This is a genomic window from Gardnerella sp. DNF01144 (assembly GCF_049244245.1).
Taxonomy (GTDB): Bacteria; Actinomycetota; Actinomycetes; order Actinomycetales; family Bifidobacteriaceae; genus Bifidobacterium; species Bifidobacterium piotii.
The window spans coordinates 542,861-558,572 of the sequence record NZ_CP058390.1 but is presented as its reverse complement, the minus strand read 5'-3'; the positions used below and the strand labels follow the sequence as shown (position 1 = coordinate 558,572).

Here is a 15,712-nt window from a genome sequence, read left to right as displayed (position 1 = left end):
GCTCACAAGCATAGGCTTACAAGCAAAGACTTATAAATAAAGAGGTTAAAATGGTTGAAAAATGCTACAATTGTGCAGTTTTGGGCAATCCTATATCGCACTCGCTGTCTCCAGTTCTACACAATGCTGCATATAAGGCATTGGGATTAAATAATTGGCATTATAGTAAAGAAAAAGTTAGCGAAGAAGACTTAAAAGATTTTATTGCGCATCTTGATGATTCTTGGAAAGGCTTAAGCCTTACAATGCCACTTAAAAAAACGATTATGAGCCTAGGTGTAGCTTGCGACTATTGGGCAAAAACTCTTGGAGTTGCAAATACTGCTGTGTTTAGTAAAAAGCCATGCATAGAAAATCCTGAGACGATTGAGCTTTGTAACACAGACGTAAATGGGATTGTAATGGCGTTAGTGCGCGCTCTAAAATCTAAAATATTAAACGCTAAAAGTGCGGTTATTATTGGCAGCGGAAACACAGCGTCTTCTGCAATGGCAGCTTTAATAGAAATTGCGCAAGGCTCAAAATTGAGCAAAGTTAGTGTTGTTGCAAGGTTGCAAAGCGATGGAAAAACTGTTAAAAGCGTTAGTAGATTTAACGATTTAGTAGATAAATATAAATTGGATTTTCCAAATAGCAGAAGAATAGAGCCAGAGAATTTTGAGATTAAAAACAAGCGCGATTACAAGCCTGTTTGCGGTATAGAGTTTCCTGCGAGTGAGCCTTTGCAAATTGACGATTTACAAAGTATAGAAAAATGTGATAAATCTCACATTCTAGAATCTATTTCTTCGTTGGATGCAATTGAAGCAATTGCAAACGCAGATATTGTTATAAGCACTGTTCCAGCTCATGTAGCAGACGGATTAGCGCTCGCTTTGTGTGAATATTGCAAGGAAAAGTCAATAAAATATTTAGGAGCTTTGCTAGACGTTGTTTACAGTCCTCGACCAAGCCAGATGCTTAAAGTTTGGAGAAAATACGGCATTGGTATTGGTGGAGAAGAAATGCTTTTGTATCAGGCATTAGATCAAGTAAAACTTATGACTTTTGAGTATAGGCATTCGAGTGATGATTCGAGTGATGATTCGAGTGATGATTCTTGTATAATCAAACATAAATCCATCAAGGCTACAGATTACGATTACATAAGAAGTTGCATGGAAAAAGCATTGCAGGAGGCATTATGAGCGATGAGAATAATCTAGAAATGCAATCTCATAATTCCGTTTTTAAGTTGCAATCAAATAATGCTTCTTTAAGTAGCCAAGATGCGCATGTTTCAAGCGATTTTGAAGTAATGCTTATTACGGGCATGAGTGGAGCTGGAAGATCGCATGCTGCAAATGCTTTGGAAGACATGGGCTGGTATGTTATTGATAATCTTCCTCCAAAGCTGCTGATTCCGCTTGTAGACATGATGACGTCTTCTGGCTCTAAAGTGCATAAGCTTGCAGCAGTTATTGATGTAAGATCGCGTGGATATTTTGACGATCTTTTTGCTGTTTTGGGCCATATAGATGATTTGGGCGTAAAAACTCGAATACTATTTTTAGACGCTTCCGATTCTGTGCTTATTAAGCGATATGAGTCTGTGCGCAGGCCGCATCCTTTGCAACGCGGCGGGAGACTTATTGATGGCATTTTAGAAGAGCGCGAGCTTTTAAGTCATCTTAAGGATTGCGCGGATATTATTATCGATACTTCTACTCTTAGTATTCATCAACTTTCAACAAAGCTTTATGAAGGCTTGCTTGGAAAAGGGTCTTCTACTGTATCTGTTCACATTTTTAGTTTTGGATTTAAGTACGGAATGCCTATGGATGCCGATTTTGTGGCAGATATGCGATTTTTGCCAAATCCATTTTGGGTTCCAGAACTTAGAGATTTAACTGGCAAAGATAAAGCTGTTAGCGATTATGTTCTTAAAAACCCAGCCGCAATGGAATTCTTAGATTCCTACGAGAAAGCTCTTCTTACAGCAATCGATGGTTTTGCAAAAGAAGATAAGCACTATGTAACTATTGCAATTGGATGCACAGGAGGCCAGCATAGGTCTGTAGCTATTAGCATAGAGCTTGCAAAACGATTAAAATCTAGAGGATTACAAGTTACAGTGTCTGCTAGAGAGATGAGATCTAGAGCATGATTTAACAAATAATGCATTTTCTCCTACGGTGTTATGTAATATAAAAAGCAATATTAAAAGGTAAAATGTCCAAGTCATTGGGTACTACAGAAAGCCGAGCATGTAGATGTTTTTAGCATCGTGCAATGGCATCTTGCAAGAATCCCAACGCATACTTTAAGAAGAACAAAATAGGAGGTTTCCCTTGGCTCTTCTTGACGACGTAAAGAACGAACTCGTCGCAAATAATAGTGACCAACCAGCGGTTATTATGGCTCAAGCTGCAGCGATGATGCGTTTTGCTGGAGGTCTAAGGCCAGTTAATAATCAAGCTGTAATTAGAGCACAGTTTGATTCGCAAAATGCAGCACAATGGCTCGTAGACGTTCTTGAGACTTATTTCCAGCGGGAGGCTAAGATTTCTCAAGCTTCTCGTCAAACGCCTACGGGTGTTGTTACTCGTTACGAGGTTCTTGTTGATCGAGGAGCCGCAGCTTTAGCATTGCAATCTGGTCTTCTGGATCGACGTATGCACATTGTTGCAGGCTTAGCTCCAGAAATTGTTAGCGGAAGCATTGCACAAATTAAAGCCGCGTGGAGGGGAGCGTTTATAGCTCACGGTGCTATATCGGATCCTGGAAAAGCTAGCTATCTAGAGATTGTTTGCCCAACTCACGAAGCTGCAACAGCTTTGCAAGCTATGGCTGCACGTTTGGGTGTGAGCGCAAAGGCTCGTAAAGTTAAAAGCTCCGAGCGCGTTACTTTGCGTGATTCAGACGCAATTGAGCGTATGCTTAATTTGATTGGCGCTCCAAGGTCTTCTAGAGAATGGACTGGCAAGCGTTCTGATGGCGAAGCAAGAGGAAAAGCTAATCGTTTAGCAAACTTCGATGATGCAAATATGCGCAGGAGTGCTAAGGCTGCTGCAGAAGCTTGCGAAAAGGTTCGTCACGCTTTCGACGTTCTTGGAGACGATATTCCAGAAAATCTTTTGATGGCAGGCAAGTTGCGACTTAAGCACAGTGATGCAAGCTTGGAAGAGCTTGGTCATTTGGCAGATCCTCCAATCACAAAAGATGCTGTTGCTGGCCGTATTCGTAGACTTTTGCAACTTTGCGCTAAAGTCGAAAAATCTAGAATGTAGAATTAACTCTAGAATTAACTTTTGTAGTTACTAATTTTGATTAAATGCCGTATACACAAAGTATGCGGCATTTTTGTATCGCGCGATTTTGGTGTTGATTTTTATGTAAATCTTTCTGTTGATTTTGTGCGTGCTTGTTGCGCATATGCGGTATAATCGTTTGTGGAATTTATAGACGTTTTAGCTTTGCTTTCGTCTTTTTTCTTGTTAAATTCGCCATCATGATTGGTTGAATCATGGTTTGGAAAGGATACCAATGAAGACACTTAAAGATTTGGGAGATTTGAGCGGCAAGCGCGTACTCGTTCGTGCCGATTTTAATGTTCCTCTTAAGGGCACGACTATCACAGACGACGGTCGTATTAAGGCTGCTTTGCCAACGATTAAAGCTTTGCGCGAGCAGGGCGCCAAGGTTATTTTAATGGCTCATCTTGGCCGTCCAAAGGGTCAGGTTGTTCCAGAGCTTTCTTTGGCTCCAGTAGCAGCTCGCTTAGGTGAACTTCTTGGTGTAAATGTTGCTTTGGCTGCAGATACTTACGGCGAAGATGCTCAAGCTAAGGTTGCTGCAATGAACAATGGCGACGTTGTTTTGCTTGAGAACGTGCGCTTTAACGCCGAAGAGACCAGCAAGGATGCTTCTGAGCGCGCAGCTTACGCCAAGAAGATTGCTGCTCTTGGAGAAGTTTTTGTTTCCGACGGTTTCGGTGTTGTTCACCGCGCCCAGGGTTCAAATTACGATGTTGCTGCCGATCTTCCAGCTGCTGCTGGCTTGCTTGTTGAAAAGGAAGTTAAGGCACTTTCTCGCGCAACCGAAAATCCAGAGCGTCCTTTGACTGTTGTTCTTGGTGGATCTAAGGTTTCCGACAAGCTTGGCGTTATTGAAAACTTGCTTTCTAAGGCTGATCGCCTTGTTATTGGTGGCGGAATGGTGTTCACATTCCTTAAGGCTTTGGGTCACGAAGTCGGTACTTCTTTGCTTGAAGAGGATCAGCTCGAGAAAGTTAAGGGATACATTGAAACCGCTAAGAAGAATGGCGTTGAGCTTGTTCTTCCAACCGATATTGTTGTGAACGCTGGCTTCCCAGCAGGCGACACTCCAGTTGCTCCAGAAGTTGTTCCAGCGGATGCTATTCCTGCAGATAAGATGGGCTTAGATATTGGCCCTGATTCTCAAAAGCTGTTCCACGATAAGATTGTTGATTCCAAGACTGTTGTGTGGAATGGACCAATGGGCGTGTTTGAGGTTCCAGAGTTTGCTGCTGGTACTCGTGCTGTGGCTCAGGGCTTGGTTGACGCCACTAAGAACGGTACTTTCACTATTGTTGGCGGTGGTGATTCCGCTTCTGCAGTTCGTAACCTTGGATTTGCGGAAGATGGCTTCTCGCACATCTCCACTGGTGGCGGCGCTTCTCTCGAGTTCTTGGAAGGTAAGACTCTTCCAGGCTTGAGCGTGCTTGAGTAAATAAATTTAAGATATTGTGCCGGCTTCGATTTTATGAATTCATTTTGTAAATCGAGGTCGGCATAATGTTAATTTTATCTTTATAACAATTCTTAAGGGTGATTATGGTTTGTAAAAGAAAACCGCTAGTTGCAGGTAATTGGAAAATGAATTTCAATCACCTTGAAGCCACTCATTTTATTCAAAAATTCTGGTGGATGCTTTGCGATTCTCACTTTGATTGCAAAAAATGCGATATTGCGCTTATGCCGTCGTTTACATCCTTAAGAAGCGTACAAGTTTTAGTTGAATCCAGTAATATTCCTATTCTTTACGGAGCACAAGCTGTTTCCGTTACAACTCAAGGCGCGTTTACTGGAGACGTTTCTGCAGATATGCTTGCAAGTCTTGGCTGCTCAATGGTGATTGTAGGCCATTCCGAGCGTAGAAAGTATCATCCAGAAGACGATGCGAATATTGTTGACCAAGTGCGCGCTGTTCTTGCAGCTGGAATGCAACCAATTTTATGCGTTGGCGAAAGCTTCGAGGAGCGCAAGCAAGGTATAGAGCTTGATTTTGCGGTTGGTCAAGTTCACGACGTTACTCGCGACTTAGACTCTAAGCAGGCAGCACGTTTGATTATTGCGTACGAACCAGTTTGGGCTATTGGAACTGGCATGGTTGCTACAGCTCAATCTGCTCAAGAGGCAGCTTTTGCGATTAGGGACGATTTGCGACGCACTTTTGACGATAATGTTGCAAATTCTGTGCGTATTCTTTATGGCGGATCTGTAACGTCTTCTAATGCGTCAAGCTTAATTAGTGAGCCAGATGTGGATGGATTCCTTATTGGAGGAGCGTCTTTAGAAGTTGAAGAGCTTGCTTCTATTGTTAAACTCGCGTCTTATAAAAATCGCGAATGATTTTAGTGCTTATTTAGTGAAAGATTTAGCACTTATTTAGTGCTGATTCAACATATATTTAGCTTATAGGTCAATGGCTTTTACTATGATTTACAGAGTACTAAAAACAGGAGGTTACTTGTGTCCGCTGTGAAAATTGTTTTGCAAGTGTTGCTTGTGCTCACCAGCATTTTGTTAACATTGTTGATTTTGATGCACAAGGGCAAGGGCGGCGGCCTTTCCGATATGTTCGGCGGCGGTTTAACGAAGAACGCTGGTAGCTCTGGTGTTGCAGAAAAGAACTTGAATCGTTGGACTGTTATTATAGCTTTGATTTGGGTGGCTGTTATTGTTGCCTTGAATCTTATGACTAAGTTCTCACTTATCTAAGTATTCTTTTAAGCGCGTAGTCGAAAGATTGCGCGCTTTTGTTTTATAAGCAGAGCAGGCGTATATTTTGCTATGCTTTTTAAGATGTTAGAAGATGTTAGACTAATTAAAATACATTAGGTTATTGTTATGCTTCATTTTTCTCCTTCTCTTGTGGTAGCAGATCTTGATGGCACTATGCTTCATGATGCTAATGCTTTTGAAAGCAGATATTTAAGCCAAGAAACTGTTAGCGCTTCTAAGCGTTTGAGTGAATGTGGAATTCCGCTTGCGATTATTACTGCTCGACCTGTTGGAAGTGCTTTTGATTTTATTCACGATTTGAATGCTCAAGTTTGCGCGTACCTTAATGGTGCTCTTATTGATTTTGACTGTGCTCACAGCACGATAGGTGAGCTTACTTCGCAAAGAAGCCTTGATACTCTTACGCGTTTTGGATTTGATTCTCAACATGCTTGTAGTGTGTGTTTGCGCTTGCTTAATGAGATTCCTACGCTTCGCATTGGCATTGTTATGAACGATGTTCGTTACACTAACTTTGATGTTCGTATGCTTTGGAACGAGCAGGATTTTGTTATTACCGATTTTTCTAATGTTCCAAGTGGCATTGCAGACAAGATTATTATTGTTCCTCGAGAGAGTGAGAAGGAAAAACTTCAGAGCATTCTTCCAACCGATTTTTCGCTACACATTAGCGAAGATGTTTTGTGGATGCTTACGAATCCTCTTGCAAACAAGGGGCATGCTTTGAACGTTATTTGCAATCGTTTGGGTGTGAAGCCGAGCCGCACAGTCGTTTTTGGAGACGATATTATAGATATAGACATGTTCCGCGCAGGGGGATACGGTGTAGCGGTATCGAATAGTAATCCTCGGTTGCTTGCGATTGCGGACGAGGTTTGTGATTCCAACAACAATAATGGCGTTGCCAGCTGGCTTAATTCAAATCTTTTACTAGATTGTGAATAACCCACCTTTCGTTACTGGCGAAGTTGTGTGACGAATTCTTTCGTAGAGAGTCAAACGGAAAGCTTGGTGACATTATCAGTGAAGAGAAGAAATCTACCATTCAAGTCGGAACAGCTAAAGATCTCAATGTATAATACCCATTTTTCATTAGTGGTGATGCTGTACTTTCTTGTGATAAACCACTAGTTAATAATCGACCCATTTATATTCCAAATGAGATTGAACTTAAGGTGTTTAATAGAATTGCTATGCCTGCTTATACGACTATATCGTCTAATCAACGCGAAAATAGAGCTTTGATAGCTCTCCGTGATTGGCTTTTACCTATGCTCATGAACGGGCAAGCGACAATCGAAGATTAGGCAGCTAAATTATCATTTATCTATCCATTAATTTCTTCTCCTTAATCTATAAATTTCAATTAAAAAAGCGACTGAACTTATATTTCAATCGCTAAATGTCTTATATATTAAATTGTTTTAAGTGTGGCTTCTTATCCTTACCATTTTTACCTCCTAATTTTGAGTATAAAAAAAGACGATAGAGTTTTAACTGTCTATCGTCTAATACCTTTAATATGATATTTTTAAATCTTTTTTGACCAATATACTTTTAATAATTTAGAAAATATTATTTGTACAAATGCAACTATTATTAACGCTAAAAAGGCTTCATAACTTACATATGCTACAGCTAAAGAAACTATTACAATAACCATTGAGAATATAGGTATTATATTTGATCCTGACTTCATCCTTATTAATATCATTCTCTCATCTGTTTCTTTAGTATACATCTTCTCCAATATATCTCTATTTCTATATGCTCTACCAAGCATTGACATGTAGAATACAGATACAAGTTCAAGTCCAATAAAAAATACTACTACATAATCTGTCACATCTTCTTTTAATGGAAATTTATATTTTAAGTAAAAATTTCCAATAATAACTGCGAGTAAGGCAACCATACATAATAAGACTAAAATAGTAATTCTAAATCCTATTTCTTTTTTATATTTTTCTAATTTGTTCATATTAATCGTCCTCCTCTATGCTAAATATTTCTTCAATACTTGTATCAAAAAACTTAGCAATTCTAAAAGCCAACGGCAGTGATGCTATATATTTTCCAGTTTCAATGGAAGTTATGGTCTGCCTTGTAACTCCAACTTCATTTGCCAATTCTTCTTGAGTTATTTTATGCTGTTTTCTTAATCGAAAAATTGTATTTTTCATTTTCCTCCTTCAACAGCAAGTTAACTTTACATATAATGTATAGCTCGCTTTGCTTTTTTTGTCAAGCGTACTTTGCTTTTTTATAATTTCTTAAACTAAAAAGACGACAGATTTTATTAACCATGTTCGTATAAAAAATGATGGAACAGAACCACAGTATTATGTAAAAGATAGCCACGCGTCTATTATTCCAAGAGATATTTTCTTTAAAGTCCAAGAAGAAATGGTAAGACGAGCCAACATGTTTAGTGGTGAGGAGAATAAAAAAAAGAGAGTTTATTCCAGTAAGTACGCTTTATCCAGTTTATGTGTTTGTTCTAAATGCGGGGATGTTTACAGAAGAATTGCTTGGAACAACCGAGGAGTGCATTCTGTTGTTTGGCGTTGTTGTACCAGATGGGAAAATGGTCCTAGTGCTTGCGATGCTCCGACAGTAAAAGAGGAAGAACTGCAGTCTGCTACAGTGAAAGCCATAAACAAAATACTCACCGTACCTGGTGAAGTATTGGATACGTTGAATAACAATATTAGAGAAATTATCGCGGGAAACAACTTAAGTGAGCTTGAAACGGTTGATAAAAAAATCGCGGATAAACAAGCGATACTATTAACCTTGCTTAAAGCTAAAAAAGACTACACGAAAACTGCCAACGAGATTGATGAGCTGAAAGGTAAGAAACAGCAGCTTCTTATAGAAAAAGCAGGTCAAGAAGATGCTAAAAGACGAATCAGAGAAATGGAAGATTTTCTGAAAAGTGAGCGTCACGATATTAGTGAGTATGACGAGAAGCTGGTAAGAAAGTACATCAAGAAAATAAAAGTTTACGAGGACAGGTTCAGTATAACTTTTAAATCAGAGATTAGTGTGGATATTGAAAGGGCATCGTAAAAGCCAAAAGATTGTGAGCGTTTGAAATGTTACAAAAGTCAGCCTAGGGGTAATCCTCTCTAGGCTATTTTTATGCTCAAAAATCAAGCTATTAAGCCAATCTTAAACTTTTTAACGCTTATTCTTAGCTAAAATACCTGTTTTTAATATCATTTGTAAGCATACACTGAACAAAAAAATACAAAACAATATATTGCATATAAAAGGTGAAATACTGCGCGCAATTATTGCGCCTAAGTTTACAGTAAATGTCGCAAAAATACCGATAATAATTCCTTCAGTAAAATGAGTATAATGGTAACGAGCATTAGCAATACTGCCACTTATAGCTGTAGGAAGCGTGACAAGCAAAGCAGTTCCTCTTGCCATAAGGTCTCCCATGCCGAGCAAAAGTTGCACGCATGGCACTATAATTCCTCCGCCACCAACGCCTAAAATACCTGAAAAAATACCAGAAACAACGCCTATAAATATAAGACATATAGCTTTTAAAAAACTAACATTAAAATCTACATTTCTTAACGGAATCCAAACTTGACTAGAACATATAACTAGTAATACAAAAAGTGTAAAACACCAAGGAAATATTTTTTTAGGCAAAATATGTGAAAAATATACCCCAATTTGTGATCCGAAAACTGAACCTATTATTAGAAAAAATGCTGATAAAAATGACACTTTGCCGTTTAAACCGTAAACAATGCTTCCACAAAGCGACGTTATAATTATGGCAACAAGAGAAGTAGCAGTAGCATGACGCTGATCAAATTTCATAAAAACAGTTAATGCAGGAACTATCACCATTCCTCCACCTACACCGAACAATCCTGATAAAAAACCTGCTAATAGTCCAATGAAAACGATTAAAACAATATTATGGAAATTATATTTGGTTTTAAAAATATTTCTCAACATATATCTTTTCTTCACAAATTACCTCCTCGTACTTTATTCACTACTTTTACTATGTTATATGAAAAATAGAATATTTCTATACTAGTTCAATTGTAATTTATGTATTTATTTATCTAATTAACGTAAGTAATGGATAATAAGAAGTTTATCGCAGAGACGAAAGATGTTCGTTTAACGGTGAAACGTGCTGATACCTTTGGTGTGAGCTTTTAACTGTGAACAAGATATATTGAGGGTTGAGGAAGCGCAAAATGTTATAAGGCTTATTCAAACTAAAAAAGTCTCAGCTTCGAATTGGCTGAGGTGGTTTACTCAGGGTATGCCTGAAATTGTTGTGAGTTTGCCACATGATGTGGGAGTTTGTGAGGTTGAATCTGATTCTAATCAAGTGCTCATCACGGATATTGAGATTGGTAAGCTTTATGTAGAAGTGAACAATGGCTTTGTATCCACTGGAGAAAGATAAAATTCATATTTAATGAAATTGACAATCAGGCCTTATGGAGGGTTTTATGGCTGAGATTTGGGATGCGTATGATAAAGAATTTAATAAATTAAAGAATATTACATTAGTGAGAGGAGAACCAATTCCTGACGGCATGTATCATTTGGTGGGCGAAGTAATTGTTAAACATATAGATGGGACTTACCTTATTATGCAAAGAGATTTTGAAAAGAAATTCGGTGGAATGTGGGAGTTGACAGCAGGTGGTTCTGCATTGCAATATGAAACACCATTAGAATGTGCAGTAAGAGAATTAAAAGAAGAAACAGGTATTGAAGCTTCAAAAATTATGGAGATCGGAAGATTTGTGCAGGATGTTTACCGCTCTCTTTATGTTGAATATCTATGCGTAACCGATTGTAAGAAAAATGCAATTGCTCTTCAAAAAGGAGAAACGGTTAATTATAAGTGGGTAGATAAAAAGAACCTTTTGGAAATGAGCCAAGACGAGTTAGTATCATCAAGGGCAATCAAACTTATTAAAACAGTAGATATATAAATTCAAGTTTGGCTGTATGAGGGAAGATATCAACGCTTTAGGGTTGAGTGCACAGGATGTTAACGTTAAAAAGTGCACACACTTTGCACCCACCCTGTGAAGTGGGAAATTGAAGTCATAAAACAAAAATAAGGTAAGATTTCACATATAAGGTGTGGTCGTACCTTATTTTTTGGTCTATAACCCGATAATTGAGAAAAATGAGCAATCGTAATAGAGGATAGTCTGCATATTTTCATGTGAATTTTATCTTCAAAATCATACATAATTCGCGATAATTACATGAATGCCAGGATGAAAGTTGGTGGAAATATCTGGTATATATGTTTTATAACATTTTCGTTACAGTGTATTTACAAGACATCATAAATGCCTTATAACTATAGTAAGAGTCGAGGATGTAACATTCGTCTATGATGTTGCGTATTTAGCTCTATATGAGGTTTTTACCTGAAAGAGAGAAGATGATTATTATGGTTTATAGTCTTGGCAAGCCTGCTATACAAAAATTTTTAGATTTGGAGAGATATTCTTCGCTTGATTCCCATTATCGTAAACTATGCTTCTATTGGTAAGAATGTTGCATATGATTTTTATTGTTACTCATGATGCAATGTTCGATAAAATTGCTGATGAAATAATAGATTTGGATGTGATTAAGAAATGAAAAGCAAAAAATGGATATTTGCAGCTACCATAGTAATCCTCGGTCTTATCAGTCTGCTGTATGTAGGGTATAAGACAAATAATGTTCGCTTTGGTATGATTCGTGATGATTTGCCAACACTAGTTTCAGGAGATTATAAAAATAACGATAACTTATCGTTAAAGCCAGGAGTGTATGCTATTTATGCAAAGAGAGGCAAAGGAGAGATACGCTTTGCTGGAAAGCTGTACAAGCTTGATGATGCTCTTTTTGTGCGTGCTCAGAAACAGCCAGGAAATGTTAAAAATGCTGTTATCTACGAAGAGAGTCCTAAAATTTTTATTGGTGAAGATAGTAAGATTTCTGTAAAAGGAGATCGGAAATTTTTAGTTTCATTTGTTAAGAGGTAATCTTATGAAGATATCTCATTTGAAAAAATCATATGGGGGAAAAGTCGTTTTAGATGACATTTCTTTGGAAAGCAGTGCTGGGCAAATTATTGCGTTAGTAGGCAATAATGGTTCAGGAAAAACCACGTTAATGAAGTGCATTGCAAATTTGATAGTTGATTATCAAGGCAATATTGAATTGGACGGTTCACTTTCATTTGCTATTGAGAATCCATCTTTTTATGACGAATTTTCTGTACAGGATAATCTTAGAGTGTTTGCTGCTTTGATGGGGAGAAAAGACTTTAATTGTGATAAATTATTGCATCAGGTGAGTCTCGACGAAGCAAAAAATAAAAAGTTTAAACAATTGTCGCTAGGTATGAAGCAAAAATTAAATATTGCTAGAATATTGCTCTCAAATAGTGAAATTATTCTTCTTGATGAACCTTTCAATGGATTAGATGTTCTTACTATAAAGCAGTTAAAAGACACTATCTTGTCATTGCGCTCACAAGGTAAAAGCCTTGTAATTTCAAGTCATATATTAGATGAGTTAGGTGAAATTGCTGATATTGTATGGTATTTAAAAAAAGGGAAAATTCAAAAAATTGTTAATTTTAATGATAATCTAAGAATTTATAATGTGATTGTTGTAAATGATGTGGATATTAGTGAATTGCTTTCTAACAGATATGAGGTTTTTTGTCGTAGCAAAGATAACAAAGAATCAACTTTTAGAATTAAATTGCCTAGAGAGGATATTGCCAAGGTTCTTAAATTGCTGATTGAGCATGGGGTACAAATCGTGGAATACAGTGATATTACGCATGATATTAAAGATTTTATGTTGGAGGAAGATGATAATGAAGTACTATATAAAATCAGAAATTATTAAGTTTAGTCATCAGAAGCTTTTCTTATTGTCTTTTGTTTTGTATTTGGCATGTTGCGTGTTTATATTATTTCAAGCTAAAAGAGGTGCATTTTTATCACAATATAAATTCTTTTCAACGATAACTATACTATTTTTAAGCCTATATCAGATATTATCAATTGGTGAATGGCAAGAGAAGAAAATTATTCATCATTATCTAGAGTATATTCCTAATAGGATTAAATTATTGTGTTTTATATATGGTGAATACGTAAGCATTTATATAGTCGTAAATTTGGTATTTTTGTCACTAAATTACTCGTCTCTAGGGATAGTTATGCATCAACTGCTCGTATATCCGATAATTTTCCTTTTGTATATTGCTATAAATATGAATCTGTTGATATATTTTGAAAAAGTTGGTGTTACAATGATTCTTTCTTTTATATTATTATGGATATTGCCGAATTTAATAAACATAATATTGTCTCAAACATCCGTGTATTCTTTTCAGATATTTTATTATTTATCACCAGACTCGTTCACCGCTCTTACGTCTGCAACTTGTATTATTGCTCTAATGTATATTGTTATGTTTTTCCTATTGTCGTTATTCCAATTTATGAAAAAGGAGTACTGAGTTATAAAAAGTGTAGTATCTCGTATACTTCCAGCTATTGTCATAATGTTATTCGTTGGTTTTATTGCATATATTCATTTGAGTGGCTTAAGACCCTCATTTTCAGTATTACAGGAGAATAATATCTCAAATCTTAAAACTGGAGAAGTGCTCTATTTTGGTAGTTCAGGCTGTGGAGCATGTCAGGAATTCAATAAAGTTCTAAAAGAATATCAAGATGAAACGCATGCTAAAATTTATTATTGAGATGCCACAGACATGAAAATTGTGAGAAAGGCAGCTGAAATAAAGATTTACAAAGCAAATTGGCACATTTGGTTTATTAATCATCTATCCCAGTCACATATAAAAGTAACTCTCATTTAAATCTCATCATATTTCTTTTTTAATTTATCCATATTATCAAGGTCAATCCACTCCTCGCTAAAACCACAAGCAGTGCAAATATACCTATCAACAGGTACTGCCGACATAATTGTATGGCCAGTCATAATATTATTTCCAGTCCCATAAGCCCCAGCAGATCCAGGCACAAATATAATTTCACTTCCCCCACACTTTGGGCATTTTTTCGTATTTTTCATAGATCCTCCTTATTAATCTAGTAATGTTCTTTTTATTGTTTTGAAAAATTGCATAAAAATAGGCAGTAACACATACCTATCCATCAGGTATATATTTCTGCCAATTAAAAAATTCTAAGTGAAAAGAGACAGAACTACACTGTCTGTCTTTCTCAATTAATTAGCTTAGAAAATAACACTGGGTAGCTTTTTATTGCGATTGATAAAAACGCAAAACAAGAAAAACCGCACATGTGTGGAAATTAATCCACGTTCATGTGCGGTTTAATGTTTATTTATTACTGATTAATCAAATCAGGCGTTTACGCGATCGATGCCAGACTGTACGTCTGCAATCACGGAATCCCAAGACTTGATGAAGGCGGCAACACCGTCGGCTTCAAGCTTGTCGGTAACGTCCTTAATGTTAATGCCAAGCTCAGCAAGCTTGTTCATAACAGCGTGGCTCTCTTCGTAAGTGCCCTTAATGGAAGCAGCACCGTTGCCGTGATCAGCAAGAGCGTTCAAAGTCTTTTCTGGCATGGTGTTAACAACATGCTCAGCAACCAACTCGTCAACGTACTTGCAATCGGAGTAAGCTGCGTTCTTGGTGCCAGTGGAAGCCCAAAGTGGACGCTGCTTCTTTGCGCCCTTGGCTTCAAGATCAGCCCAACGTGGGTCGGCAGCGAACTTCTTCTCGAAGAGTTCGTAAGCCAAGCGAGCGTTAGCAACAGCAGCCTTGCCTTCAAGAGCCTTAGCTTCAGCAGAACCGTTAGCTTCGAGGAGCTTGTCAACAGCGCTATCAACGCGGGAGACGAAGAAGGAAGCTACGGAACCAATGTGCTTCAAGTCGTGGCCGTTAGCAGCAGCTTGAGCAATACCTTCGATGAAGGCGTCGATAACCTGCTCGTAGCGCTCGAGGGAGAAGATCAAGGTTACGTTCACGGAGATACCCTTAGCAAGGGTAGCGGTGATAGCTGGAAGACCTTCCAAAGTTGCAGGAATCTTGATCATAACGTTTGGACGATCAACCTTTGCCCAAAGCTCTTCAGCCTGCTTTTCGGTGTTAGCAGTATCGTGAGCCAAGCGTGGGTCAACTTCGATGGAGACGCGGCCGTCAACAAAGTCGGTCTTTTCTGCAATCTCACGGAAGATATCAGTTGCGTTACGAACATCGGTGGTTGTCAACTCGCGAATAGCGGTCTCAACGTCAACCTTGCCGAGTTCCTTAAGCTGTGCGTCGTATGGGCCAACCTGGCTCAAAGCCTTCTGGAAGATAGATGGGTTGGTAGTAACACCAACAACATTCTTGTTAGCAATCAAATCTTGCAAAGAGCCAGACTCAATGCGGGTACGGGACAAATCGTCCAACCAAATAGAAACGCCGGAATCGCTAGTGCGCTGCGTTGCTTCAGTCATGTTATCTCCTTAACACTGTGCTCCACCAATTGGAACACGTTGGTAGTGTTGGCGTTTTACAGGAAACAGCGGTTGATGTTAAACAATTTGTAGCTTAACATCAACACGCCTTTGCTGTTTCCAGTGAAGTTGCTAAATTAGCACTTCGAGTTTTTGTGATG

Annotated in this window: 17 protein-coding genes and 1 pseudogene; 13 read left to right on the top strand and 5 right to left on the bottom strand. The window is 38.0% G+C overall.

The genetic code is table 11. From position 1 onward, the window contains the following. Positions 1–50 precede the first annotated feature (50 nt). From HXT36_RS02185 to HXT36_RS02155, 7 genes are all read left to right on the top strand, one after another. The gene (locus HXT36_RS02185) at positions 51–1,187 is read left to right on the top strand and encodes a shikimate dehydrogenase family protein (RefSeq protein ID WP_116438407.1); all 1,137 of its coding nucleotides are present in this window, start codon (positions 51–53) and stop codon (positions 1,185–1,187) included. A 110-nt stretch (positions 1,188–1,297) separates the two neighbouring features. Next, a complete protein-coding gene (gene rapZ, locus HXT36_RS02180) occupies positions 1,298–2,146 on the top strand; it encodes an RNase adapter RapZ (RefSeq protein WP_080649803.1) in 849 nt (282 codons plus the stop codon). A gap of 184 nt (positions 2,147–2,330) precedes the next feature. Continuing rightward, positions 2,331–3,269, top strand: coding sequence for a DNA-binding protein WhiA (whiA, locus tag HXT36_RS02175; RefSeq protein ID WP_004130980.1), 939 nt, complete (start codon positions 2,331–2,333; stop codon positions 3,267–3,269). A 256-nt stretch (positions 3,270–3,525) separates the two neighbouring features. Continuing rightward, positions 3,526–4,731, top strand: a complete 1,206-nt coding sequence (locus HXT36_RS02170) for a phosphoglycerate kinase (RefSeq protein ID WP_004133082.1) — start codon at positions 3,526–3,528, stop codon at positions 4,729–4,731. 104 nt (positions 4,732–4,835) lie between these two features. Further along, positions 4,836–5,633: a triose-phosphate isomerase gene (gene tpiA / locus HXT36_RS02165; protein ID WP_116285816.1), complete on the top strand. Its 798-nt coding sequence runs from the start codon at positions 4,836–4,838 to the stop codon at positions 5,631–5,633. Between the two features lie 120 nt (positions 5,634–5,753). Beyond that, positions 5,754–6,002: a preprotein translocase subunit SecG gene (secG, locus tag HXT36_RS02160; protein WP_004115170.1), complete on the top strand. Its 249-nt coding sequence runs from the start codon at positions 5,754–5,756 to the stop codon at positions 6,000–6,002. A gap of 129 nt (positions 6,003–6,131) precedes the next feature. Next, complete coding sequence (locus HXT36_RS02155) at positions 6,132–6,971, top strand: HAD hydrolase family protein (protein ID WP_116285817.1); 840 nt, start codon at positions 6,132–6,134, stop codon at positions 6,969–6,971. 586 nt (positions 6,972–7,557) lie between these two features. On the opposite strand, the gene HXT36_RS02150 is transcribed toward HXT36_RS02155, so the two are convergent. Both HXT36_RS02150 and HXT36_RS02145 read right to left on the bottom strand, forming a co-directional pair. Continuing rightward, a complete protein-coding gene (locus HXT36_RS02150) occupies positions 7,558–8,007 on the bottom strand; it encodes a hypothetical protein (RefSeq protein ID WP_116285818.1) in 450 nt (149 codons plus the stop codon). Position 8,008: 1 nt separating this feature from the next. Further along, the gene (locus HXT36_RS02145; RefSeq protein ID WP_018615718.1) at positions 8,009–8,209 is read right to left on the bottom strand and encodes a helix-turn-helix transcriptional regulator; all 201 of its coding nucleotides are present in this window, start codon (positions 8,207–8,209) and stop codon (positions 8,009–8,011) included. A 241-nt stretch (positions 8,210–8,450) separates the two neighbouring features. Here HXT36_RS02145 and HXT36_RS02140 point away from each other — a divergent pair, with 241 nt between their 5' ends. Continuing rightward, entirely contained in the window at positions 8,451–9,098 is a 648-nt protein-coding gene (locus HXT36_RS02140; protein WP_116285819.1) for a zinc ribbon domain-containing protein, read from the top strand. 111 nt (positions 9,099–9,209) lie between these two features. Here the strand turns inward: HXT36_RS02140 and HXT36_RS02135 are convergent, their stop codons facing one another. Then, positions 9,210–10,013: a sulfite exporter TauE/SafE family protein gene (locus HXT36_RS02135; RefSeq protein WP_081090887.1), complete on the bottom strand. Its 804-nt coding sequence runs from the start codon at positions 10,011–10,013 to the stop codon at positions 9,210–9,212. Between the two features lie 129 nt (positions 10,014–10,142). Here HXT36_RS02135 and HXT36_RS02130 point away from each other — a divergent pair. The 5 genes and pseudogenes from HXT36_RS02130 to HXT36_RS02110 form a co-directional block, all read left to right on the top strand. Beyond that, a pseudogene (locus HXT36_RS02130) lies at positions 10,143–10,461 on the top strand (hypothetical protein); the annotation flags it as partial. A gap of 64 nt (positions 10,462–10,525) precedes the next feature. Continuing rightward, on the top strand, positions 10,526–11,017 hold the full coding sequence (locus tag HXT36_RS02125; protein WP_032812826.1) for an NUDIX hydrolase: 492 nt from the start codon (positions 10,526–10,528) through the stop codon (positions 11,015–11,017). 663 nt (positions 11,018–11,680) lie between these two features. Beyond that, the gene (locus tag HXT36_RS02120) at positions 11,681–12,073 is read left to right on the top strand and encodes a hypothetical protein (RefSeq protein ID WP_004121577.1); all 393 of its coding nucleotides are present in this window, start codon (positions 11,681–11,683) and stop codon (positions 12,071–12,073) included. A gap of 4 nt (positions 12,074–12,077) precedes the next feature. Then, on the top strand, positions 12,078–12,950 hold the full coding sequence (locus HXT36_RS02115) for an ABC transporter ATP-binding protein (protein WP_016635349.1): 873 nt from the start codon (positions 12,078–12,080) through the stop codon (positions 12,948–12,950). Then, a complete protein-coding gene (locus HXT36_RS02110) occupies positions 12,919–13,569 on the top strand; it encodes a hypothetical protein (RefSeq protein WP_032816830.1) in 651 nt (216 codons plus the stop codon). The genes HXT36_RS02115 and HXT36_RS02110 overlap by 32 nt, the downstream gene beginning before the upstream one ends. Before the next feature lie 362 nt (positions 13,570–13,931). On the opposite strand, the gene HXT36_RS02105 is transcribed toward HXT36_RS02110, so the two are convergent. Both HXT36_RS02105 and tal read right to left on the bottom strand, forming a co-directional pair. Further along, positions 13,932–14,153: a hypothetical protein gene (locus tag HXT36_RS02105; protein ID WP_016635346.1), complete on the bottom strand. Its 222-nt coding sequence runs from the start codon at positions 14,151–14,153 to the stop codon at positions 13,932–13,934. Positions 14,154–14,447: 294 nt separating this feature from the next. After that, on the bottom strand, positions 14,448–15,551 hold the full coding sequence (gene tal / locus HXT36_RS02100) for a transaldolase (protein WP_016635345.1): 1,104 nt from the start codon (positions 15,549–15,551) through the stop codon (positions 14,448–14,450). Positions 15,552–15,712 lie beyond the last annotated feature (161 nt).